21 protein-coding genes and 1 CRISPR repeat array are annotated in these 22361 nt (G+C 45.9%); of the genes, 19 read left to right on the top strand and 2 right to left on the bottom strand.

Going from position 1 to position 22361, the window contains the following annotated elements; translation table 11 throughout:
• The first annotated feature begins 162 nt into the window (after positions 1–162).
• From AJ81_RS05400 to cmr6, 7 genes are read left to right on the top strand one after another with little or no spacing between them, the layout of a single operon-like run.
• Positions 163–1563: a TM1812 family CRISPR-associated protein gene (locus AJ81_RS05400; RefSeq protein ID WP_031505206.1), complete on the top strand. Its 1401-nt coding sequence runs from the start codon at positions 163–165 to the stop codon at positions 1561–1563.
• A gap of 56 nt (positions 1564–1619) precedes the next feature.
• Positions 1620–3005, top strand: coding sequence for a type III-B CRISPR module RAMP protein Cmr1 (cmr1, locus tag AJ81_RS05395; protein ID WP_051368706.1), 1386 nt, complete (start codon positions 1620–1622; stop codon positions 3003–3005).
• Positions 3002–5392 (top strand): type III-B CRISPR-associated protein Cas10/Cmr2, encoded by a 2391-nt coding sequence (gene cas10, locus AJ81_RS05390; protein ID WP_051368705.1) that lies wholly within the window; start codon positions 3002–3004, stop codon positions 5390–5392. The genes cmr1 and cas10 (AJ81_RS05390) overlap by 4 nt, the downstream gene beginning before the upstream one ends.
• Positions 5389–6423 carry a type III-B CRISPR module-associated protein Cmr3 gene (gene cmr3 / locus AJ81_RS05385; protein ID WP_031505209.1) on the top strand — a complete coding sequence of 345 codons (1035 nt, stop codon included), beginning with the start codon at positions 5389–5391 and terminating at the stop codon, positions 6421–6423. Before cas10 (AJ81_RS05390) ends, cmr3 begins: the two co-directional genes overlap by 4 nt.
• Before the next feature lie 6 nt (positions 6424–6429).
• Positions 6430–7299, top strand: a complete 870-nt coding sequence (gene cmr4 / locus AJ81_RS05380) for a type III-B CRISPR module RAMP protein Cmr4 (protein WP_031505210.1) — start codon at positions 6430–6432, stop codon at positions 7297–7299.
• Positions 7280–7618, top strand: coding sequence for a type III-B CRISPR module-associated protein Cmr5 (cmr5, locus tag AJ81_RS05375; RefSeq protein ID WP_031505211.1), 339 nt, complete (start codon positions 7280–7282; stop codon positions 7616–7618). The genes cmr4 and cmr5 overlap by 20 nt, the downstream gene beginning before the upstream one ends.
• Positions 7619–7624: 6 nt before the next feature.
• A complete protein-coding gene (cmr6, locus tag AJ81_RS05370; protein ID WP_051368704.1) occupies positions 7625–8386 on the top strand; it encodes a type III-B CRISPR module RAMP protein Cmr6 in 762 nt (253 codons plus the stop codon).
• Positions 8387–8511: 125 nt separating this feature from the next.
• On the opposite strand, the gene AJ81_RS10795 is transcribed toward cmr6, so the two are convergent.
• Positions 8512–8670: a hypothetical protein gene (locus AJ81_RS10795; RefSeq protein WP_154655783.1), complete on the bottom strand. Its 159-nt coding sequence runs from the start codon at positions 8668–8670 to the stop codon at positions 8512–8514.
• A gap of 995 nt (positions 8671–9665) precedes the next feature.
• A CRISPR array of direct repeats spans positions 9666–10479; the repeat unit is 30 nt; unit sequence GTTTAGAGAGGTCCTATGAGGGATGGAAAC.
• Positions 10480–10925: 446 nt separating this feature from the next.
• On the opposite strand from AJ81_RS10795, the gene AJ81_RS05355 reads away from it, so the two are divergent.
• From AJ81_RS05355 to cas2 (AJ81_RS05310), 10 genes are all read left to right on the top strand, one after another.
• Positions 10926–12329, top strand: coding sequence for an SAVED domain-containing protein (locus AJ81_RS05355; protein WP_157724358.1), 1404 nt, complete (start codon positions 10926–10928; stop codon positions 12327–12329).
• Positions 12330–12369: 40 nt separating this feature from the next.
• Positions 12370–13359, top strand: a complete 990-nt coding sequence (gene cas1b / locus AJ81_RS05350; protein WP_031505215.1) for a type I-B CRISPR-associated endonuclease Cas1b — start codon at positions 12370–12372, stop codon at positions 13357–13359.
• A gap of 13 nt (positions 13360–13372) precedes the next feature.
• Positions 13373–15817: a type III-A CRISPR-associated protein Cas10/Csm1 gene (gene cas10 / locus AJ81_RS05345; RefSeq protein ID WP_031505216.1), complete on the top strand. Its 2445-nt coding sequence runs from the start codon at positions 13373–13375 to the stop codon at positions 15815–15817.
• Between the two features lie 14 nt (positions 15818–15831).
• Positions 15832–16317 carry a type III-A CRISPR-associated protein Csm2 gene (csm2, locus tag AJ81_RS05340; RefSeq protein WP_031505217.1) on the top strand — a complete coding sequence of 162 codons (486 nt, stop codon included), beginning with the start codon at positions 15832–15834 and terminating at the stop codon, positions 16315–16317.
• Complete coding sequence (gene csm3 / locus AJ81_RS05335) at positions 16314–17105, top strand: type III-A CRISPR-associated RAMP protein Csm3 (protein ID WP_031505218.1); 792 nt, start codon at positions 16314–16316, stop codon at positions 17103–17105. Before csm2 ends, csm3 begins: the two co-directional genes overlap by 4 nt.
• 15 nt (positions 17106–17120) lie before the next feature.
• Positions 17121–18080 (top strand): type III-A CRISPR-associated RAMP protein Csm4, encoded by a 960-nt coding sequence (csm4, locus tag AJ81_RS05330; protein ID WP_031505219.1) that lies wholly within the window; start codon positions 17121–17123, stop codon positions 18078–18080.
• Positions 18070–19230, top strand: coding sequence for a type III-A CRISPR-associated RAMP protein Csm5 (gene csm5, locus AJ81_RS05325; protein ID WP_157724357.1), 1161 nt, complete (start codon positions 18070–18072; stop codon positions 19228–19230). Before csm4 ends, csm5 begins: the two co-directional genes overlap by 11 nt.
• Before the next feature lie 194 nt (positions 19231–19424).
• Positions 19425–19856 carry a hypothetical protein gene (locus AJ81_RS05320; protein WP_144316855.1) on the top strand — a complete coding sequence of 144 codons (432 nt, stop codon included), beginning with the start codon at positions 19425–19427 and terminating at the stop codon, positions 19854–19856.
• Positions 19853–20605, top strand: a complete 753-nt coding sequence (cas6, locus tag AJ81_RS05315; RefSeq protein ID WP_031505222.1) for a CRISPR-associated endoribonuclease Cas6 — start codon at positions 19853–19855, stop codon at positions 20603–20605. The genes AJ81_RS05320 and cas6 overlap by 4 nt, the downstream gene beginning before the upstream one ends.
• A 13-nt stretch (positions 20606–20618) precedes the next feature.
• Positions 20619–20891 carry a CRISPR-associated endonuclease Cas2 gene (gene cas2, locus AJ81_RS05310; RefSeq protein ID WP_031505223.1) on the top strand — a complete coding sequence of 91 codons (273 nt, stop codon included), beginning with the start codon at positions 20619–20621 and terminating at the stop codon, positions 20889–20891.
• Here cas2 (AJ81_RS05310) and cas2 (AJ81_RS05305) read toward each other — a convergent pair.
• Complete coding sequence (gene cas2 / locus AJ81_RS05305) at positions 20888–21151, bottom strand: CRISPR-associated endonuclease Cas2 (protein ID WP_031505224.1); 264 nt, start codon at positions 21149–21151, stop codon at positions 20888–20890. The two genes, cas2 (AJ81_RS05310) and cas2 (AJ81_RS05305), sit on opposite strands and share 4 nt — an antisense overlap.
• A 111-nt stretch (positions 21152–21262) precedes the next feature.
• Here cas2 (AJ81_RS05305) and AJ81_RS10960 point away from each other — a divergent pair, with 111 nt between their 5' ends.
• The gene (locus AJ81_RS10960) at positions 21263–21682 is read left to right on the top strand and encodes a hypothetical protein (protein WP_031505225.1); all 420 of its coding nucleotides are present in this window, start codon (positions 21263–21265) and stop codon (positions 21680–21682) included.
• Positions 21660–22346 carry an RNA polymerase sigma factor gene (locus AJ81_RS05295; protein WP_031505226.1) on the top strand — a complete coding sequence of 229 codons (687 nt, stop codon included), beginning with the start codon at positions 21660–21662 and terminating at the stop codon, positions 22344–22346. Before AJ81_RS10960 ends, AJ81_RS05295 begins: the two co-directional genes overlap by 23 nt.
• Positions 22347–22361: the final 15 nt, after the last annotated feature.

Below are 22361 nucleotides of genomic sequence, written 5' to 3'. Positions count from 1 at the left end.
AGAAACATTCGCTGAGTTTGAAGAAGCCGATGAATCGCATAACTTGAAACCCAACTGCTTGTGAAATCCTTCGAAAGTCGATACCTATTTCATTCTTCTTGAAAAGATTTTGTTTAAAAACAGTTTTGAACCGTGATATTATAGCAACAAGGAGCGATAGTTTTGACATTGTTGTATCAAATCGGCAGGCCCGTGTCAAAGAGAAAACCAGGTGAGACGGAAAAACTTGTCGATTTCAGTGTTGATGGAAGAATTTACACAGAATCCCTGTCGGGGATGGCACTGAAAAGGGCTCTGTCGGACGAAGGCAAACAGACGAAACTGGTTCTGATCTACCCCGTAAGCGCAGTCTTGAGTAAGGACATGGAGCCTCCGAACGATCTCGAACAATACCTTCGTTTTCCCAAGGAGTACCTGAGGGAACAGCTTCTGCAAGAGAACGTGGACGATCTGTTCGTCATCCACTCTTTGGGAACTTACATGTACTTCGATCGAGAAGTGACCTTCGATGTGAAGTACGATGACATCGTCCTGGAGATCTTTTTCGAGCTCGTCAAGAGATACTTGCAGGAAAAACCTGAAGATATCTACGTCGATGTTTCCACAGGCCACAACATCTCTGTGGTCGCGTTGGTCGAGGCCGTCGATCATTTCTTGAACTTTTTGGCTTTTCTCCACATCGATCGAGAGAAAGTTCCGAGGGTTTTCCAAGCTTTCTCTGATCCGATAATCGACAACAGATCTTCCATCTTCAAGATCCACGTCCAGCCCATCGAGCATCAATTTCATTTCAGCTCGCCTCTGCTTTCTTACATGGAGAAGAATGGCGTCAAACGCGATGACAGGTTAAACGTCCTTAAAAAAGCGTTGAAGGATAAAGCTTTCGCAGAAGAGAGCGTGGAAATGAGGACGGCCAAGAGGGAACTCACAAACATGCTTTTGAAAAGCGTTTTGGTCTTCCTCTCGATCTCGAAATCGTTGCCCTTACCGTTGTATTACTTCGATCGTGTCGGTACACTCGATCCAACGATCAACGTAAATCTTGATGATCCAGACACGGTCAAGAATCGTTTGTTCGCGTTCGTCGATTATACCCTCCAAAGACTCCAGAGGGATTACTCGCGTTCTTTGGGTTTGGACAAGGAATTTCTGATAGCAGTTGTAAACGAGCTCGCTCTCTACGATGGATTGGTTAGCATGCTGTTCGAGAACGACATCAAATCTTTCGACAGAGAGAAGAGTTTGGCATTTGAACTTCTATGCGAGAAGTTTGGGCAAATACTCAAGAAACTGAAGATCGAGAGTATCCTCTTCGAGAGCGAGACGAGCAATCTAAAGAACCGGTTCAAGAATTCGGAACATCTCGATCGATGGATCAGTATGTCGGTCGTGTACGATTCGGACGAACAGATGGATTCTAAACCCGACCAGCGAAACTTCTACGCGCACATAGGCCTTGAGAGGACGATCACAGAAGTACGGTTTGAGGGAAAAGAAGTGTACCTTCGCTACAGAGAGGACGCACCATTCAAAACGATATTCAAGTACGTCCTTGAAGCCTGAACTTCGTGTCGAATTTTTCTTTGAAAGTTCGTCATCAAACTTTGGGGGGTGATGCAGTGAGCTTCGAACGGCTTGAGGTCGAATGCAGGGTGATCACTCCGATGTTTTCCAGAGGAGCTCAGCAGAGTTCGTCTGGACAATACCCTTTCGAGTTGAGACCTCAAAGCATCAAGGGAGTTTTGAGATTCTGGTTCAGAGCCGTTGCACCACTCGTGATAAACGTCTATGAGCTCGACGTCGATGGACTGCCGGAAAAAGAGAAGAAAAAATGGAGGAACGTGAAGTACAAAGGTTTGAAATTCCTCGAGGGCTTGATCTTTGGTTCACAAGAAAGAAGAGCACCTTTTGGATTGATGGTGAATCCGTTTGACCGCGTTCAAACTAAGTCTCTCGGACAAATTGAAATTGAATACAAAGTTAAATTTAAAAATCAACTCATTAAATCTATGGGAAGCGGGAATCTAATAACAACATATGACTACATATTCTACGGACTTTATGATACCCCAAAAATGACCGTTTCTGAGAAAGGGACCGTTTCTAAGTATCTCCCACAAGACAGCATCCTCACGTTAACCTTCTTCTTCCACGATCCAAAGGTTAAGGAGATCATCCTATCACTCCTTCAACTGATTTCCATCTTCTCTGGTTTTGGAGCCAAGACGCGCAAGGGATTTGGAGGGTTCGAGATCGTCAATCCGCAAGGTTATCAGCGCTCGGTGGAGAAATACAAAGATGTCATCGAGAAGGTTACGAAAATGATCAAAGAATTTATCGAAGAACACAACAGAAAGAGCGACGTTCCAAAGCTTGTCCTCGGCAGAACGAATTTCAACGGTCTACCGGAGTTTCCGAGTTTCACACATTGCAAAGTTTTCAAGCTGGACAATTTAGCCGACTCGGCTCCGACAGAAGTTTTCAAGCGACTTTACAAAATTCAGATTGATAAGCAGAAGCGAAAAGTCGTCGAAAGGGGTTGGTATCCAGAGTTGAAGCATAAGTTGAGACGTTTGAACGGTGACTGCGTTGAAGATCTGAAAAACGCCCTGCTCAAAGGAAGTCATCAGATCACGATCCCACCGTCCATATTGGGTCTGCCACTTCAGTATCAGAATCTGCAAGACAAGAACAATCCCAATCTCTTCAGGGGTATCAAGGTGATCCTCTACTCCTCACTTGAGGAGGTCGAACAGATGAGGAATGATGAAATTGAAGGTCGCAAGGCTTCTCCACTCTTCATATCGATCCACAAATTTTCGGACGGCTGGAAACCGATCGTTCTGATCTTGGAAAGCAAGATCACGAGCAAGGCGAACCTTGGCCTTGAGAAAGACGTTCAGACGATGGGGGCGATAAGCAAAGTGTTTGAAGTGATTGGATTTGAGAATTATGAAAAACTTGAAAAGATAATCGAAAAAGAGATGGGGGGTGTGTGCATTTGATTCAAAGAGATGAGAATTTTTGGAAGAAAAAACTTTCCGCCATCCTGCACGATCCTCTCACGAAAGCTTTGAACATATCGGCGCACGAGAAGATCTCTAAGGATCTTGCGGAAAAGCTTGGCTTGGAGTTTCAAAGAGGTCCCGAAGACACAACCGCGAGCGCCATGGACAGGATACCTTTGCCCTTTGAAAAGAGCAGAGAGAAGCAAATAAAGATTGAACAAAATTTGGAATTCCTGCATCCTTTTTCTGGAGAAGTCGTGAAGTTGTTCGATGACCCGAGCGCTCTTCGTGAGATATTGGAGGAAAAACCCTTGTTCGATCGCTTCGAAGAATTCAAAAAGAAGTTTCCAGACAATTTCGAAAAACTCTACCATCTCGTGTGGTGGGTTCTGCCTTACGTGATACCCTATGCGCAGCTCTTGCCTGCCGACACACGTGTTCCGAACCATTCTATAGTGGACCACCTCGACACCACATCCGCACTCGTCCCATGTGTTGAGGGAAACAGAGTCAAAGCCTCACTGATTGCGATGCAGATCGGTCCAGTTCAAGAAACGATAGTCCAGGCGAGGAAAACTCGTGACCTGTGGGCGGGTAGTTATCTGATTTCCTACCTGATATACGGTGCGTTGGAAAAGCTCGGCCTTGGTCTTGGTTTCGATTCTATCATTTATCCGTACTTGAGGAACGTGAGCTTTTTGGAAGAAACGATGCGAAAATTGGGGATAAACTTTCCAAACGAATTGGCCAAGCTACCCAAGATGAGCGACAAGGTGGCGTGTTTACCGAACGTTTTCGTGGCGGTGGTACCGTCGAGCGAAGCCGATGAATGGATAAAAGAGTGCGAAAAAGCCATACTCGATCGTTGGAATCAACTCGCCGTGAAGACCGAGTCGAGCATTCTTCAAACCACAATGGACTTCGACTTGGATTCCTTCGACAGGCAGATCAATCTTTTCCCAACTATCGTGAAAGCCCGATTCGATCTGATTTCACCGAGCGAAGCGTTGAAGAAGGTCAAGAGGTTCTTCAAAGGCTCAGACGTGGAAGCATACGCGCAGATGCTGAAGGAAATCCAGCAACGTGACGGTTACGCTCCAAACGAAGGTAGTTATTACAACTACAGCTATAGGATCTTGGTTTCGAAACTCACCGCACTCAAGAACCAAAGGCTTTTCAAACCGTACGAGGAGATCAGAAACGGAAGGATCCTGGAAGCGGACGACTTCGGTGCCGGCGTGAAGGCCTGTGTAGAGTTCGTGGAAATTTTTGAAAATGAGGAAAAGAGAGATCTGCTCGGAGCGGTCAACGCAGTCAAGAGAAAGCTTCCAGAAATACTCCAAAAAGATGTGAGATATGAATCCACACGCGACATAGCGCAAAGAAATGTGGCCAATGAAGATTTGAAGGCTTCAGGTGAAGATAAAATGAAAAACCCCTATTTCGCCGTCCTGATGATGGACGGAGACGAAATGGGGAAATGGGTCAGTGGAGAGAAAGCTCCGAACGTTGATCAAACCTTTCACAGTAAGGTGAAAGACAGACTCGAGGATGAACTGCCAGAGCTTTGGGAAAAGCTCAGAGCCAGGAAGCTGATTCAGCCTTCCTACCACAGGCAGCTGTCAAGAACTCTTGGGATATTCTCTTCGCTCGTTGAGAGTGTTGTGGAGAGAAACGAGGGCATGCTGGTCTACTGTGGAGGAGACGACGTTTTGGCACTGCTTCCAGCGGACAAGGCGCTCAAGTGTGCCAACGAACTGAGAAAGTTGTTCAGAGGTGAAGGAATCGGTCTGGAAGTTGATGGTCACAAGTACGAGGCTGAGAACGGCATTCTTCATGTGGACGGCAAACGCTTCGCACCGTTGATGGGAGAAAGAGCAACAATTAGCGCAGGTATCTCTGTGGTGCACCATAAATTTCCGCTTCAGGTCGCTGTCAAACTTGCCAGAGAAGCTGAAGAGAAGGCCAAGGAGGACTACGGAAGAGACTCTTTCGTGGTTCATTTCGTTCGAAGGTCCGGGCAGATCACCGAAGTCGGTTCGAAGTGGAAGGTGGGTGGTCTTGACGTCGTAGAAGAGTTGGAATGCCTTTTCAACCTCATGATCGAGCTGAATGTTTCCAGAAGGAGTCTTTACAAACTCTTGAGCGATGACATTCAAATTTTATCGCAAGACGAATCTGTTCTGCAGAAGTTCGTTCACTACGTGATCAGAAGATCGATCCACGGAGAGACTGAAGAAAAGAAAGAGAAGGTCAAGATGTTTGCAAACAGGATCTTCACCTTCCTCAACAACTACAAGCTCTGTTGCAAAGATTCGAACGTCGAAAAGGCCTTAGAACTCATTCTGGCTTTCCGCACCATGAAGCGGGGTGATGAGAGATGAAATTGTATGCGATCTATTTCGAGCCGGAAGATTGGGTCGCCTTCAGAGAAGTCAGAAGGTTTGGACCATCCGACAGGGTTGAAAGCGTCTCTCTTCCAAGTCCTTTCCCATTCTACGGTGCGGTCAGAACGGCCTTGCTCAAGAAGTGGGGGATAAAACTGGAATTGGGAAGGTTCCCAGACATAGACGAGAAAAAGATAGAGATCATAGGTGGTCCAGACAACCCTGGCAAGATAAAAATGTTCGGACCCTTCATATTCAAAAGAACACAAAAAGGTATCGAGCATTATTTTCCTGCCCCGAGGAACATTTACAGATTCGACGGAAAGTACAAAACCATGCCCATATTGATGGAAAGCGACGGTGAATTCAAACTCCCTTGGATAGGTGAATTCAGTGGAGCAGTCAAGGTCGAGGCACAGTACATCGAAGCTTCCGAGATCAAAAAACTCAAAAGCGGTCAGGAATTTCAGCCGTCGGATCCAGATTGCTATGAAGTCGAACTTAGGCTCGGAATCGGTCTGAGCAAAGACTCGAAGTTGGCGGAGGAGAGAATGATATACACGATGAGCGTTTACAGGTTCAGAAACGGAGGTTTCTTCATGCTGTGCGACGAAGAAACGTGTGGGCTCGTTTCCCAGCTGGATGGTGTGTTCCTCGGTGCAAAGCAACGCTGGGCTAAGGTTTGGATCGAGGAATTCAAAGAAACAGACATCTTCCAACCACTCAACGGAAACGTAGCGGTTTGGCTCTTGACACCAGCGATATTCGACGACGGTATGATCCCGAAATCGAAGCAACTCCAAGATGCCAAGATACTGGGGATTGTGGGGGCTAAGAAGACCGTTATCTCAGGTTGGGACGTTGCTAACAACAGGTCCAAACCGATTCATCACGCTGCCGGTGTGGGGACGGTTTACTATCTGGATCGTCCAATCGATAGTTTTGTTCTCAGAGAGAGCAAGTTCAACGAGTTCGGTTTCGGAACGGTGGCCTTCATGAAATGGGATTACTTCGAAGGGGAGGAGTGAGAGAATATGGACAAACAAGTTTATTTGCTGTACGCTGAAACGCAGGTCCATGCGGGGAGCGGTTTTGAAATCGGCGTTGTTGATCTCCCAATACAGAGGGAGCGAACAACTGGTTTTCCGATTATCCAGGGTGTCAAGGGTGCGCTGAGGGCTTTCTTCAGGAACACTCAACAGGACAATTCGAAATCGAAGATTTTCGGCGATGAGATCGTACAGAACAACACGAAAGAAACGAAACCGGGCAAGGTCGCGTTTTCCGAGGCGAAGATACTGCTTTTCCCAGTTAGAAGCCAAGACAAGCTGTTCATCTGGGTGACTTGCCCATTGGTTCTTTCCAGATTTTTGAACGTCGCAGGTGAAAAAGAAGCGTTGGAAGAGATCGTGAAACTCGAGCTTGAGGAGGACAGGGCGATCGCGTTGGACGGTTCGAGTAGGATTTACATCGAGGAGATATCTTTGAACGCGAGAAACGATGTCTGCTTGGAGAAATTTCGAGAAGTACTCTCAAGGATTTCAACTTGTGCCCCGATCCAGTCACTCCAAACGAAGATGAGTAAGGATGTTGCCATAGTATCCGACACGATGTTTTGCGACATCGTCAAGACGATGACCGAGGTCATACCGAGGATAAGAATAAACGAGGCCACCAAGACGGTCGAAGAAGGTGCGCTTTGGTACGAAGAGTACTTGCCACAGGACACAGTCATGTATTTCGTGGCGAGAGTGATGGCGTACGGTAATGAAAATCTACTCAGTAAATTGCGCGAAAAAATCGATGGGAAGATTGTCAACATAGGTGGAAAGGAGACCATAGGAAAAGGAATGATGTGGGTCAACTGCTTTGGAGGTGACGAGGATGAGAAATCTGGAACTTGAAATGGCGAGACGTGCCATGGAGAAGGTCAAAGAAGTCGCGAACGAAGCTCAATCGAAACAAGAGTACCTCACCTTGGCGAGAAAGCTCGGTAGCATGATCATTCAAAACGGTCTGATCGGAACCATCACCTATCTAAAAAATAAATCCCAAGGTTTCGTGATCCTCGGTCATTTGTACGAGCTGGTCTCTCAACAGATCCCCGTGGACATATCGAAACCCGAAAGTGTGCCCGAGAGGGATTACTTCAAAGTTCAAGCCGTGGCCTTGGAAGCTTCCAAGTGGTTGAAGCGCTACGCCGAGATCCTCCTAAAGGAGTGAGGGATCGTGAGCCCAGAGAACCTGAGTTTGTTCTGGAACAAACTGGCTTTCAGATCGCTCAACGTGAACAGTCCAAACCTGCCGTTTGAAATGCTCAAGAAAGTGCAAGAGATCAAAACGAAAGATTTCATAATGGAAGCGAACCAAAGGAGAGACGAACTCCTGCGCAGGACCAACGTGGTTTTCGACGTGGTGATGAGATTGAAGGGTCGACTACTGGTGGGGGTGGGGAACGCTTCGATCATTGAAGTGGGGATGACTTTTTCGAGGAACTACGGTTTTCCAATCATTCCGAGCAGCAGCTTGAAAGGCTGTTTTTCGATGTATCTGAGGGAAATAGCAGGTTATGACAAAAAGAAGATCAAGGATCTCTTTGGAGAAGATGTGTCTGGAGACGACCACATCCAAGGTCGATTGGTCTTTTTGGACGCCATACCTGTTGAAAATGTCACTTTCTCCCTCGACATTGTCAACAACCACTTTGTCCCGTACTACTCGAGGGAATCACCTCCTCCGAACGATTGGTACAACCCCGTGCCAGTTGTGTACATCGTTGTCGAAGGGGGAAGGTTCAGGTTCACGGTGATAGAAGAAGGAGGATTGAGTGTTGAAGAGAAAACAGAGTTGCAAAAACATTTCATCGAAATGTTGAAATGGCACGGCTTGGGTGCGAAGACGAACTACGGTTACGGTAGGTTCGAACCGTTAGATGTGCCGAAATTGGTGCGTGAAGATCCTTCGAATCGTTTCGATCTTCGGGTGGACTGACTGTCCACCTTTATTTTTTGTGATATATTGAAGTTGATGTTGCAACGAAAAGGTTTCAGAATGGTTATGAACCGAAACGCGTCGAGCTTTGCCCCAACACTGGGTCGGCTCGACGAAGCGGTGACTCACTTCGACAAAACCATATAGGTGGATGTGACATTTGCTTTCAACTGTGTCCAAAGCGATGGGTGAAGATCGTTGTAGATACGTGGAACGTCACAGTGGTCTTTGAAAAGTGAGACGATCGACTCGACGAACAAAGAGAAAAGAGTTCGTTCCTTCAAGTACTTTCAACCTTCGGGTGGACCACCGTCCACCCTTCTTTCGAGGAGGTGTTGACTTTGACCGAAGAACTCAGACAGGATTTGGTTCAAATCAAAGAAACCATCTCCGAAAAACAGTTGCTCGAAATGCTTTAGAAAAGATATGCAACTTCTCATGGTGAGGCGACGGGACGGCTCATTTACCGAGGCAAAGAGGCAAATTGGGGCACGGATGACCCTAGGGCCAAGCGAAAGTCTGGATGTACAGGGAACGCGAGGGTTCGAGAAGAAGCTGGTGTGATGCTCTCGAAACGAAGCAGGGAGTGGTGAAAACGCACAGAGAATCCTTTGAGGTCCCAGTTTTGGTGGGAAAATCGTTCGTGGTGTTTGACGACGGGAAGAATAGGATCTTTCTCTTTGCGAACAGGGCTGAAACTGGAGGGAACGAATCGCCCCCTCAAAACGTTTTTTGGCGAGTTTCTAACGACGTCCGTTTCCTGAAACTCGGACGGCGAAGAGGAGATACACGAGAAAATCGTTCTATTCGAGATGATAGTCTTGTCAATCACCAAAGCGGACAAGATCACTCAAAAGATTTTCGATAGGACAAGGCTGGGGAACTTAGCACCCGTGCCAGTCAAAAAGCTCTTCTGTCTTGATACATGGATTCAGTCCCCGAAAAGAGGGATAAAATACATTTGAGAAGAGTGCAGAGAAATAGCAGGGATGTCAAAATGTTGTGACGTCTTAATGATCGTTATTACCTTTATTTTAACTTGATCTTTGACAACTAAATCTGTGATTTACCAAATTCTGAACAGTTCTTTTAGAGCCTGCTTTAGAATATGTGATTGTAACTTTCGTGTGAACTCATCCTTTTCCTGTCTCACAGAGGGGGGATCCCCAAAACATGCCTTTTCGAAAGTTCTCATTACAAGGGTCCTTCTCGAAACGTCCAATGTAACATCGTCCTTTGCAACAAACTGCTTTGTCAGTAATAGAGCCACTTCTACGGGGTTTAGAGAGGTCCTATGAGGGATGGAAACGAGTGTTTGAACGGCGTTTTCGACACGCACAACTGGCAGTTTAGAGAGGTCCTATGAGGGATGGAAACCAGATTTGCAGAGTCGAACACATAGTCTTTTGAAATAATCGAAGGTTTAGAGAGGTCCTATGAGGGATGGAAACATCTCGGTGTTGAAAAACATAGCTATCAGCCAGCTGAAATATTCCTGTTTAGAGAGGTCCTATGAGGGATGGAAACTCTATCGGGTCAATGAAATACGCCAATGGTACCAGTTTAGAGAGGTCCTATGAGGGATGGAAACAAACGGGTGAGCGTTTCGCTCACCCGTCCATACTCCATGTTTAGAGAGGTCCTATGAGGGATGGAAACAAAGCTCGTCTATCTTATCCCACTTCGATTCTCTTCCAGCCACAGTTTAGAGAGGTCCTATGAGGGATGGAAACGTTCAGTTTCAACGTCGAGCAAGTGCCAGCCGAAAAAGCGGCGTTTAGAGAGGTCCTATGAGGGATGGAAACACCTTCTGTGCCTCCTTTGTCTAATACGCATACAATGTTACGGTTTAGAGAGGTCCTATGAGGGATGGAAACGTTCAGTTTCAACGTCGAGCAAGTGCCAGCCGAAAAAGCGGCGTTTAGAGAGGTCCTATGAGGGATGGAAACACCTTCTGTGCCTCCTTTGTCTAATACGCATACAATGTTACGGTTTAGAGAGGTCCTATGAGGGATGGAAACTTATTTTCTGCGGGTCTGTTGTATGAGCCATTGCCGTTGCCGGTTTAGAGAGGTCCTATGAGGGATGGAAACGAGCACACAGAAAGTTTCCTTCCGAAGATTCGGAAAAAGTTCAGAGAAGTCCTATGGGGACCCAACTGCATCGGTCCGAATGGAGATCTTTCCTGAAATGGATGGGACGTGGAAGGTGCCTCCGAGTTCAAACCGCGAATCTCTTCGACCTGAATGAAGTTTTTCTCGAGAGAATGAAAACTGATGATAGGGGCGGAAGTTGTCCAAATCGGATCCTTCCCTGAGGGATCGAGACCCGCCGGTCGGATCGAAGATCGTCGTCTCGCGGACAGAGGCTTTGAACGTTCTGTTTTCTGTGATGAGACTTCGATGCGAGAATTTGCAAAGAAGTGTTATAATTCTATTGAAGTACTGGGATGTGGGGGGACGTGATGGATAACTACCATCATTCTTTTTTTCTCGCGACTGATCCGTACGAGTACCTTCGATTCGTAAGAAGGAGGGTTTTGTCAAGAGAAAAGCTTTTGAAGGACTTCGAGCTCCTTCCCAAGGACCAGCCCAACAGGAAGTTGATCTTCTACGAGGTGTTCAAACTTTTCTTGGAAAATAGAGATCACGCCAATGCGGCCCTCCTACTCTCCAAGGAGTATTCGCTGAGCTTCGAGCAGTCCATGCGCGTGGTTTTGTCTGACCATAAAGAAGTGAAGTTTCCAGTGGTGGGTGGAGAATCGAGCGATGTGCGACGAGCTTTGGTCTTCAACTCGAACTTAGAGTTCTGCAACTTAACGGAGCACACACCGAAGCTCAGAATCATTGAAAGGCTCGTCGGTTTCGAACTGTCCGTGCTGTTCGATGGAGATTTCTGTGGAGATTCCTTCATGCTCGCTGTCGCAGTAGGGGCGTTGTCGAAGAATTTACCGAATCATGTGGCTTTTTCGGGTTGCTTGGACGAGCATGGGAACGTCGCTTTAGCGGAAAGCTTGGAAAGAAAGCTGAGGGTGTGTTCTGAGCAAGGGTTAGAACTGTTGACAGGCTTGGATGTGCGAAACTTCAGAGATTTGGTTGATTTTTTCGACACTCGAGAACACCATGTTCCAGTGTATCTGTGTTACAAGCACAGCGAACGTGTAGAGGATCGTGGTTGGGAAGAGTTGAGAGAGACCGTGGAAAGGTCTTTCCCCAGCAAGAGTTTGGAGCTTTACAGAAAGATCTACAGAGTCGAGATGTTCCATCGAAGGCACATGTTACAGGAAAATGAGTACGCTTCGGAGTTGAGAAGAGCTTTCGAGACACTGCAAGTGGTGTTTCAGTCGGGTGGAGTTCCACACTTGGCGATCAACGGGCCAGCATCTTTTGCGATGGCGCTCGGCATTGCGGTGGGTGCGAAGAGAAGGATCGCTGTGTACCATTACCAAGGTGGGTATCACTTGGTGTTGGATCTCACCGGCCCAGAGAAGCTGAGGAAGATCAAGGCTTTGAAAAGAGAAGAGGAACTTGAGCTTTTGGAGTACGAATTGCTTGGTGATGGTGAAGAAGCTGCGTTCGTGATACATTTAGCCTCGCACGATCCACTGCCACAGGTGAGGGAGTTTTTGAAGAACAGAGACGTGTTCATTGCGTACGTACGTTCGAAACAACCTGGCATGTTGAAGATCGGTGATTGGACCGAGTATGTTTGCGAACTCTTCTCGGTCACGCAGATCGTCAAAAGAAGACGCGCCTATCGTGGCGCGTCTTTCTTTTTGAGCTGCCCTGTACCGATCGCCTTCGGTTTTGGGGTCGCATTCGGTGACTACGCGTCCGGTTTTGTTTACCAATACGATCAGGCCTCATCGAGATATGTTCCGATTTTTCGAATAGAACAGTTATCTCAAACGGTTTTGTCGAATCAAGGGGGTCTCGTTCGTTGAAATAGTTGAAAGCCGGACAAAGTCGTGGGGGTTGAGATACATGGAAACAGTTTACGTTTTCAAGAACGGCTATCTCAGGAAAAAGAATGCCACATTGTTCATTGAACCGAAAGACAAGGATGAGAAACCGGTCTACATTCCTCTAAAGAACGTCTCATCTCTGATGGTTTTCTCCGAAGTCGAACTCAACAAGAAAACCTTAGAGCTATTCTCGAAAGCTCAGACACCGGTGTTCTTTTACAGCTACTACGGAGACTACATAGGTTGTTTCTATCCCGTCGAAGAAAACAAAACCGGAGAGGTTTTGCTCTTACAGTTTAAGCATTTTGAGGACCTGGAGAGGCGCATATTCATTGCCAAAGAAATTCTTCTTGCCACGGCTGAGAATTTGGTCAGAGTCCTCGAAGACTATCTGGAGAATTTCAGCTCCCTCGATGAAAGCATCAACTACATCCAAAAACTCAAAGACAGCTATCACAGGCAAAACACTATTGCGAGCCTAATGGCGATCGAGGGTAACATCAAAAAATGCTACTACAAAGCGCTTGGAGAGATACTCTCGCGAAAGGACTTCAAGTTCGAAGAGAGAGTTGTGAGACCACCAAAGGACGAGATCAACGCGATGCTAAGCTTTGGATATTCTGTGCTGTACAACGTCGTGCTCGCTGAGATTTTCAAAACATCCCTCGAGCCTTCGATAAGTTTTCTACACGAGCCGAACAAGAGGAAGCACTCTTTGCAATTTGACATAGCAGAGATTTTCAAGCCGATCATCGTTGACAAAGCGATCCTGACTTTGGTGAACAAAGGAATGATCAAAAAAGAACACTTCAGAGAGGTGGAAGGCGGAGTTTATCTGAACAACGATGGTAAGAAGATTTTACTCGAAGAGATCGAGGAAAGGCTCGAAAGAACCAGAAAAAATGAACACGGGCAGAATTTGTCGTATCGCACTTTGATACGTTACGAGTGCTACAAACTCATCCGGCATCTCAAAGGTGAAGGAACTTACTCGGCGTTTCGCTTGTGACGGAGGTGGAACTGTGGAATTGGAAACTTTGAAAGATGTGTTGTATTTGGCTTCACTCTTTCATGACATAGGAAAGTTCCGACAGAGAGGAAAACTCGATGAAGACCTCAAAAAGCGAATCAGAAAAGAATTCAGTTACGAGATCAAAAGTGATCCACAAAGAGGCATTGCTCACGAGTACGTGGGCGCGTATGTCTATAAGAACTCAAAACTTCCTTTCAAAGAAGAAGCTCCAATCTTGATATCGCATCACCATGAACAGCTTTCGAATCTGAAAACTGAGTACGACGTGCTCACCAAGCTTTTGACGATCTCAGATCGCATATCGGCTTCCGAGCGAGAGGAACAGCAGACTTCTTCCGAACGGAAAATCAAGCTCATGCGTTCCATAATATCTTCCGTGTCGTTGAAAGGAGAGAGGAAACCACCATATTACAAGCCCATCTCTCGTTTTTCCAGATTCGAAGGTTTGATGGATAAGGATCAAGCTGAAGAATACGACCACGAAGAAGATTACGAGAGACTCTGGAAAGAGTTCGAAGAATTGATCTCACAAGACGATCTTCTGCGCTCTTACGAAGACAAGGAGAAAAGGTATCTGTTCTTCGAGAGGATCTACCACCTTTTGAAAGAGTACACCTCGAACATTCCATCGGCCTACTACTACAGCGAACCGAACGTCTCATTGTTTTCACATGCGATTTCGACCGCAGCCATAGCCATTTCGCTGTTCAAACAATTTGAAGAAAAGCTGTTTGAGAAATCTAACGATCGCTTCGTTTTCGCCGAGAGGATATTCAGCTCGATCGAAAGTCTCATAAGAAGCTACAGTAGCCTGAGGAGCGATCAGCCTTTACCGAACGACGAACCCGTTCTGGGGATCATAAAGGGCGATGTGTCCGGCATTCAAAACTTCATCTACAACGTTCCAAATGCCCATGGATTGAAGAAACTGCGTGGTAGATCCTTTTTCATAGCTTACCTTGCAGAAGTCATAGCGAGGTACATTGTTGAAAAAGAGGGCCTGTACATCGCGAACATACTGTTCTGTGGAGGCGGGCATTTCTACATCCTTGTTCCCGCCAGAGCATTCGACAGACTGAGCAAATATCAAAAGATCCTGGACGAAAAGCTTTTCAAGGCGTTCAGCATAGACCTGAGCGTGTTGCTGGTCGGGAAAGAACTCACACTGTACGACATCTTGAACTTTAAGGTTCATGAAGAGCTTTCGCGTAAGCTCGAGGCAGAAAAGAACAGAAAGTTTTCGAGAATATTGGATTCGCTGTTTTCCAGACCGATCGATCTCTCAGGTCCAGTCTGTCCGTACTGCAATAGGAGGATGAAACAAAAGGGCCCGGATCAGGAACTCGAGTGCGAATTTTGCGAGTCTTTCGCACACATCGGAGCCGAGCTTGTTAAGAAAAGGTACATGAAGCTTTTGAAGACATCGGAGATCGAGAATCCGAAGAGTGCCAACGAAGTTTTCAAAATGTTTGGCTACATGATCGAATTCACAGACAACCCAAACGAGTTTTCGTACGCATTGAACAAGGACGAATTCGATCCGAAAAAATCGATGTACTTTGTCAAAACCGCCAACTACATCTCCAAAGAGCTCGTCGAGGGTATGGAGAAGACGACTGACCTGGAGACGATGGCGGAAAGGGCGAAGGGAGTCAAGAGATGGGGAATACTCAGGGGAGATCTGGACAACCTCGGCAAGGTGTTCGCATCGATCACGAACGTTGAAGAGAACCAGAAGAGTTCGATTTCCATGGTCTCAACTCTCTCTTCTGAGATAGAGCTGTTCTTCGGCGTTGAGCTGGAAAAGTTCGTCGCCAAAGAATTCAAAAACTGCAATGTGGTGTACTCGGGTGGAGACGACTTCATGATACTTGGACCATGGAACGAACTTCCTATGCTTTCACAAGGCATTGCAAAACATTTTGCGGATTATTCAAGGAATGAAGAACTATCCATATCCATGGCCGTGGCGATCGCACCGAGCAGAAAATATCCAGTCTACAAGCTTGGTGTCGAAGCGGGTGAAATGCTCGAGAAACTCGCAAAGTCTTACATGAGAAACGGTTTGGAAAAGTCTGCACTCGCCTTGTTCAGTGGATGCGTCGGATGGGAAGAATTTGCGGATTTTCTCGAAAAGAAAAAGCTACTGGAAAAGATCGTCGAGGATCACGATGTGACGAAAAATCTCATTCACACGCTGAAAGTTTTCGTCGAAAGACAGAAGAAGAAAGAACCAACGAAGATCTGGCAACTTTACTACTATGTCGCAAGGCTCATTGAAAGACAGACGAACAACGAAGCAAAGAAAGACATCCAAAGTTTTTTCAATGACATCCTGGTCGGTAGGAACAGACTCTACGAAAAACTCGATCTGTTGTTGGAATGGGTGCACAACGAGACGAGAAAAGTGGAAATTAAGGGCATTTCGAATTAATGGGAGGTGTTCTGATGGGTGACAATAAGGATGCCAGACAACAGCAAACCAGAGGAAACAACAATTTACAAGAAAACTTCAAAGCGGTCGTCAGACTCATCGAACAAAATGAAGTGAACTACGACCAATTGCATGAACTGGCCGAAAAGATAGCAAAAGATCTGAAGCTGAACTCGACCAAAATAAGAAAATTCTACAACTTTGCCAAAAAGATCAAGACCATGAAGCAGCTTGGGCAAGAAGTTGATCTGAAGAGAGATTTGAACAGGTTCATCGCAATTCTACTGTACGATGCCGGAAGGGAAGAAGATAAAAAAAAGAAGCTGATCATGAAGGAGTTCGCTGAAGGTATGAGGCAGATAGCAGAAAAGGTCAAGATCCATTCCAAGCTCGAATACGCCTATGACATCTTTGTCGATTTCTTCGAAGCGCTCGTCGCTTATCACAGGTACTATCAAGCTGTAAAGAAAGAAAACGAACGGGAGGGAAGTGAACGATGAGTAATGAGAACAAAATCAAGCTGGTTGGGAAGTACATCCTGACGGCGGACATCGAACTCGTAACGGGTCTGCACATCGGTACGAGCAAAGAGGAAGTCGAAGTCGGAGGTCTGGACAATCCAGTGGTGAAAGATCCATTTGGCAATCCTTACATTCCCGGCAGCAGTTTGAAAGGAAAAATGCGCATGCTCATGGAGTTCCACGAAGGATTGGTCGATAGTAGTGGCAAAGTTCACAGTTGCCAGAAGAAAGATTGCAAGATTTGTGGCCTGTTTGGAAGAGCAATTGAGAAAAAAGAGGAAAACACTCAGAGTCCTCCCATTTTCAACAGAACCAGGCTGATAGTGAGAGACGCAAAGCTGGACAAAGACAGTTTAAAGGATTTGGAAAACCTCCTCGAAACGAGGTGGACTGAGATCAAGTATGAAAATTCCATAAACAGAATCACATCGGCAGCTCTGCCAAGACCTCAGGAACGTGTTCCGGCAGGTGCAAGGTTCAAGGCAGAGTTTGTCGTGAACATATTCGAAGGAGATGAAGGTGGAGACAAGAATGAAGATGGAGACAAGAAAAACCCTTATCTTGATTGCTTACTCACGGCGATGGAACTGCTCGAGGACGATTACCTTGGTGGAAGTGGCACGAGGGGCTATGGAAAGATCAAGTTCAAAAACATAACTATAAAGCGTCGCGATGCTTCCTACTATTCTGGAGATGAGAAAGTTGAAGAGGTTCGGGTTTACGGTGATAGTCCGAAAGAAGTGAGAAACAAGCTCAAGCAATCATAAAAGGGATGTGGGAGGATGACGTACCGAGTTAAGCTGAGATTCAGAGCACCGCTCCACGTTGGATTTATGGATACGGCTTACGAGCTGTCAGATACGCTGATTCATTCAGACACCATCTTCAGCGCACTCATCTGCTCCCATGCCCTTCTCTACGGTGAGGACTGTACCGATGAACTGCTTCGTGCCTTGGTGGAAGGTAAAACGCGGTTGTTGATCTCCTCCGCCTTTCCAAGCGTTGGAAATGTTCACTTCTTTCCCAAACCAAAGGGTGAGGACTTCGGACTGAGCAAAAATTCTTTGTCTTCCAGCTCTCAGTTTAAGAAGCTTAAGAAGGTCAGATTCGTCGACGAGGATGTTCTTTTCAAGAGAGCTCAGGTGAGTCTGGAGAACGTTCGTGGACAATTCCTCACCAAGGACAGGGAGGCTTTGAAAGAAGAACCGTTCCTGATAATCGAGCGTCCAAGGGTTTCGGTGAACAGATACGATTCGAGTTCGAACCTCTTCTACTTTGCGGAGGTTCACTTCAACGAAAACGCGGGGCTGTGGTTTTACCTGTCTGCGGATGCAAACATCGAGAAAGAGATTCTTTCGGCATTGAAGCTCTTGTCGGAGGAAGGCTTTGGTGGTGATAGAACCTACGGATTTGGCACGTTCGATTTCGAGTTGGAGCAAACCACCGTTCCGAACTCAGGGAACAGATATCTGCTGATCTCTGTGTGTGTTCCGAACACCTCAGAGGTCAAAGCGGTGCCTGAAAAGGTCTTGAACTACGATCTGGTTCACAGGACTGGCTACGTGCACATGAGCGACAGGAGGGCGAAGAAAGTCCTGGCTTTCGCCGAAGGCAGTGTGTTCAAAGAGCCAATTGAAGGGACTATCCTGGACGTTTCGCCAGAAGGCTTCGAGCAACAATACGGGCACAGGGTCTTTAGATACGCCAGAGCCTTCCTGGTGGCGTACGAAGGTGGTGATTGATGTGAACCCGGGATTCTCGAGTTGGATCGAGATAGAACCGGTATCACCCGTTTTCATAGGTTCTGATGAAAAAATAGAAAGGTTCGAGACGATCGTCGAGGGAAACATGGTGTACATTTTGGACTTTCAAAAACTTCTGGGAAGAGATGATTTCGTTGAACTGTTCGTCGCGAAGATGCAGGATATTCTGGACCCCTCAGTGAAGGACAGGGCGATGAAAGAAATCTTTCAGAAGCTGAATTTGAAGCTATCCGAAGTCTCTCTGGACAGTTTCCCAGCCCAGTGGAGAAACAACAAGCCGGACAACCTCCAAATGAAGAGGTTCGTTAGATCGGCAGGAAGGTATTACGTCCCTGGAAGTTCCATAAAGGGTGCCATTAGGACAGCTTTGATAAGAAGCGATCAGAGTCTTGTTCGACGTTTTGAAGACCTATTAAAGACGATTGTGGAAGATTCCATGAAAGAATCCAAACAGGGAATGAAAAGAGAGAAAGAGCGAAACATCAACATTAAAGGGGGAATCTTCGGTTCGCCCAACCAATCTCCGTTCAGACTACTCGAAATCTCAGATAGTGACTTTATAGACAAAAAGTTCGTCAAATTCAAACTCATCACAGTGAGGAACCTGTTGAATGTGAAAACAAAGATTTCCATGATGTTGGAGCTCTGGCTTGACAAGCAAGATGAATCCAACAAAGTTCGTGTGCTTTTGCAATCCAGAGTGGATAGGTTATCCCAGATGAAGAATTGGATCACAGATCCAGGTAAATTGCTCGAGACGCTTGGGGATAAAGGCAAGTTCATCGAGGCCGTCAAAAGTGCGACCGAAAAGATCATCCAATTGGAAATAGAGAGGATCAAGAAAGCTTTGAATTCAAACGAGTTCAAGTTGATCTTGGGCTTTTACGAAAAACTGCGTGAAGAGAACAAAAAGATGAGAGATGGATTTATTCTCAGGCTCGGTGCTCAAACTGGTTTTTTCAGCAAAACCTTCTTTACCAGATTTCTTAACAGGAATGAGCTGGAATTCTTGAAATCGACCCACAAGGTCTATAATTTGTTCCCAGTGTCGATCAGCATTGCAGAACCGTCTTATGAATCACCGGTGCCAAAGCCGCTTGGATGGGTTAGAGTGAGGTTCGTTTCTTAACTGGGGTGATGCATTTGATTGAAATTTCCGTGCACTGGAAATTCACCGAACCAGCTTTAATCGATGAAGATACTGTGTGTGCAATTGAGGACTTCTTTTGCAGAAATAATTTGAAAATTTTTTCCTTCTCTGACTTCATAGCCAAAAAGGTTTACTCAAGCGCCTTCGGCTATACCGTTGTTGGAGAAGCTCTCTTGAAGCTTCGGCTCCTGGCGGGAAACATTGGATCGGTTTTGAGAGGCATCCTCAAACTTTCGGTCGATGGCTCCACACCCGTGTTTGCTGACATTGACGACATCAAGCCATCGAATACCGGTTATCTGGTTCTGGAAAGTAGTTTCGGAAATTTGGATGTCGAGAGGCTCGTTCGTGACTGTTACCAAAGCTATTCGGGGATTTGTCGTGAGGTTTTCAACAGCAAACCAGAAACACTCAATCTCGTTCCGGTGTTCACGAAAATCACCGAGAACCTGTACAGAGTTGACTTGTTCGGTTCGGATCGAATGATCGAGCTTTGGAATTTGATCGGCTTTCGATTCCACGATTATCGTTCCTTTTTCTACCATCAAACGGATTTGCCCATTTTGAAAGAAATCTGCAAGAAGTTGAGGAGGAGAGTGGAGTGAGGCTTTATATCGATTTCGAATTTGACAAGCTCGAACTCCCAGTTGATTACAACCATATCTTACATGCATTTGTGCTCAACCTTATCGAGGATGATGAGTTAAGGTATTTCATCCATGAAGAGGGTTACAGATACCAAAAAAGGAAGTACAAAATGTACTGCTTCTCGAGATTGCTCGGTAACTTTCAACTGAACCATGATCGTAAGACCATTGAATTCGATAAAAACGTCACCTTGATAGTTTCCTCCTTCGACGATAACCTGATCGAGCTCTTGGTAGACAAACTCTCCAGATTTGAAACCCTGCATCTTGGGGAGAACAAGGTTAGACCGTCCAAGATCTCTCTCTTCGATCTTCCACGAACGAATTTCATACAGGTTTCAACGAAATCACCGGTGACGGTCTATTCCACAATTGAAGAGCGCGGAAAAAGGATCACGATATATCACGATCCCGAGAGCGAGGACTTCATCAGGATCTTGAAGGAAAATCTGAAGAGAAAATACTTAGCGATCTTTGGAGAAGAGTTTGAACATGAGTTCGACCTCGAAATACAACACGTTGGAAAGCAGCCGAAGAAGGTTGTGATGGTCTACAAAAACAGAAAAATAGATGGCTGGCTGACATCCTTCGATATGAAAGGTCCATACAAAATACTCAAGCTTGCCTATGACACCGGTATCGGGTCTAAGAACTCTGTCGGATTCGGTTGCATAGAATTGATCGACAGTCCCTTAGGGAAGATTTGAGGAGGAAGATGTTTTGTCCAAGTACCATCTGGTCGTCTATGATGTGAACGAAAAACAGGTTGGAAAGGTTCACAAAATCTTGTCGAGGTACCTGTTCTGGCAACAGAACTCCACATTCGAGGGGTATCTTCCGAAGAGTAGTGTAAAGGAACTGCTGAGAAAAGTTAGACGCCTCCTAACAGGCGAAGATGCCTTAGTGGTTTATTTTCTGACTTCTAAAGAAAGACTCAGAAAAGAGGTTCTCGGGATAGACAAATCAAGAACTGTCGGAAAAATCGTGGTCTAACCTATGAACTTGAAATCCGTTCGGACCTCTCCCAAGACGATCTTGTGTGGTTGTCTGTCGGTGTCGATCAAATAAAAATACACGCTATCCTCTTTCTCATCTATAACTTTCAGCAACTCCCTTTTCAGGCTCTCGTAGGATTCTTTCGTCAAAAAACCCTCGAGGACCGAACGAATGGTCCAATTCAGATACTTTCGAGAAATCTTCAAAACCTTATTTACCCTCTTGACGTTCACATCGTAAACCATTATAACGTACAAATTGATCCTCTCCCGAGTAAAGAGACGGATTCGAGTCGAAAAAATTGACTTTTCTTTTGCCCGATTTTGTTTTAAAATTCTGTTGACAGAAGATCACGGGGAGAATTTGCCATGGAAAAGCTCCATGAAAGACGGTTTGTATCGAACCTGGTGATCTTTTTCCAGCCGGCGAAAACTGCGGGAAGGTTCTTGGGAACGAGATACTTGAGTGAGTCCAAGTGGGGAGTTCGTAACAGCCGGCCCGGCTTGGTCCAAAAGAAGAACGAGACTACCTACTTGTGCGCTTTTTTAAGTACAAAACCTCATTCGAACTTACAGCTCAATGTTGTCGAGTGTTGTCCGCTGGGCAACTTGAAAAGGATCCTCAAGCACGAGAACTACATAATGTGCATTGATTCGAAATCCGTTTTCGAATTTCCGAGCTTCTTGGTGGAAGAGTGGAGAAGGTGTGGAAGGATCAAGTTCGTGGTGAGTTGCTTTTTTGATCTACAGAACTGGAGTGAAGAGTGTGTCAAAAGAATTGGATCGTGAAATACTCAAGTTTCTCGAAGACCGAAAGGTGACGCCAACCTTGGAAAAGATGTTGAGGGAGATCGTTTCCTTCAATCTCGTCGACATCCTCGGACGAGAGAACGTTCTCAAGATCTTCGGTAACGAGAAATCCGCCGTCGATGAGATTTTCCAAGATGTTTTGGGTGCATTCTGGGAGAAGAGATCTGAGATCTTGACGAGGAACATTGATAATCTGACTGGTTATTTGGTGAAGTCCGTGGAGAACAAAATCTACGATTATGCGAGGTCGAAAAAGCGGAAGAAAGTCCTTTCCTTGGATTCGATCAGTGATTCAGAATCGGAAGAATCGACTTTTCTCGACTTTATCCAATTGGAAGAAGAAGCACGAAGAGATCCCTTAGAACAGATTCTTGCCGAGAAAAACTTCGAGGCGCTGAGAAACCTTTTTAGCGGTAAAGAGAAAGATCTGTGCGATTTTTTCTACAAAAAACTCTTTTCGGATGAAAAAACGAATATCTTCGCATCTGGGAAGACTGTCCAAGCGAGGTACAAATCACACGAAAGGCTCGCCAAGAGGATTAGAGATTTCGTGATGGAAAACGGTATCACAGAAGCGGAATTCAGCAGGATCGTGGAAATTTACATGTCAGAAATCTGCGAAAAGATCCGTCAAAATAGGTGAAAAGTAGTTGGAATG

Source organism: Pseudothermotoga hypogea DSM 11164 = NBRC 106472 (assembly GCF_000816145.1).
Classification (GTDB): Bacteria; Thermotogota; Thermotogae; order Thermotogales; family DSM-5069; genus Pseudothermotoga_A; species Pseudothermotoga_A hypogea.
The sequence above is the reverse complement of the archived record's forward strand: the minus strand, read 5'-3'. Positions and strand labels throughout refer to the sequence as shown.

Excerpts from the sequence above, each read along its gene's own strand:
- cmr3 (WP_031505209.1), top strand. The coding sequence starts at position 5,389 with ATGAAATTGTATGCGATCTATTTCGAGCCGGAAGATTGGGTCGCCTTC.
- AJ81_RS10960 (WP_031505225.1), top strand. The coding sequence starts at position 21,263 with ATGGAAAAGCTCCATGAAAGACGGTTTGTATCGAACCTGGTGATCTTT.
- csm3 (WP_031505218.1), top strand. The coding sequence starts at position 16,314 with ATGAGTAATGAGAACAAAATCAAGCTGGTTGGGAAGTACATCCTGACG.
- cmr4 (WP_031505210.1), top strand. The coding sequence starts at position 6,430 with ATGGACAAACAAGTTTATTTGCTGTACGCTGAAACGCAGGTCCATGCG.
- cas1b (WP_031505215.1), top strand. The coding sequence starts at position 12,370 with ATGGAAACAGTTTACGTTTTCAAGAACGGCTATCTCAGGAAAAAGAAT.
- cmr5 (WP_031505211.1), top strand. The coding sequence starts at position 7,280 with ATGAGAAATCTGGAACTTGAAATGGCGAGACGTGCCATGGAGAAGGTC.
- csm4 (WP_031505219.1), top strand. The coding sequence starts at position 17,121 with ATGACGTACCGAGTTAAGCTGAGATTCAGAGCACCGCTCCACGTTGGA.
- csm2 (WP_031505217.1), top strand. The coding sequence starts at position 15,832 with ATGGGTGACAATAAGGATGCCAGACAACAGCAAACCAGAGGAAACAAC.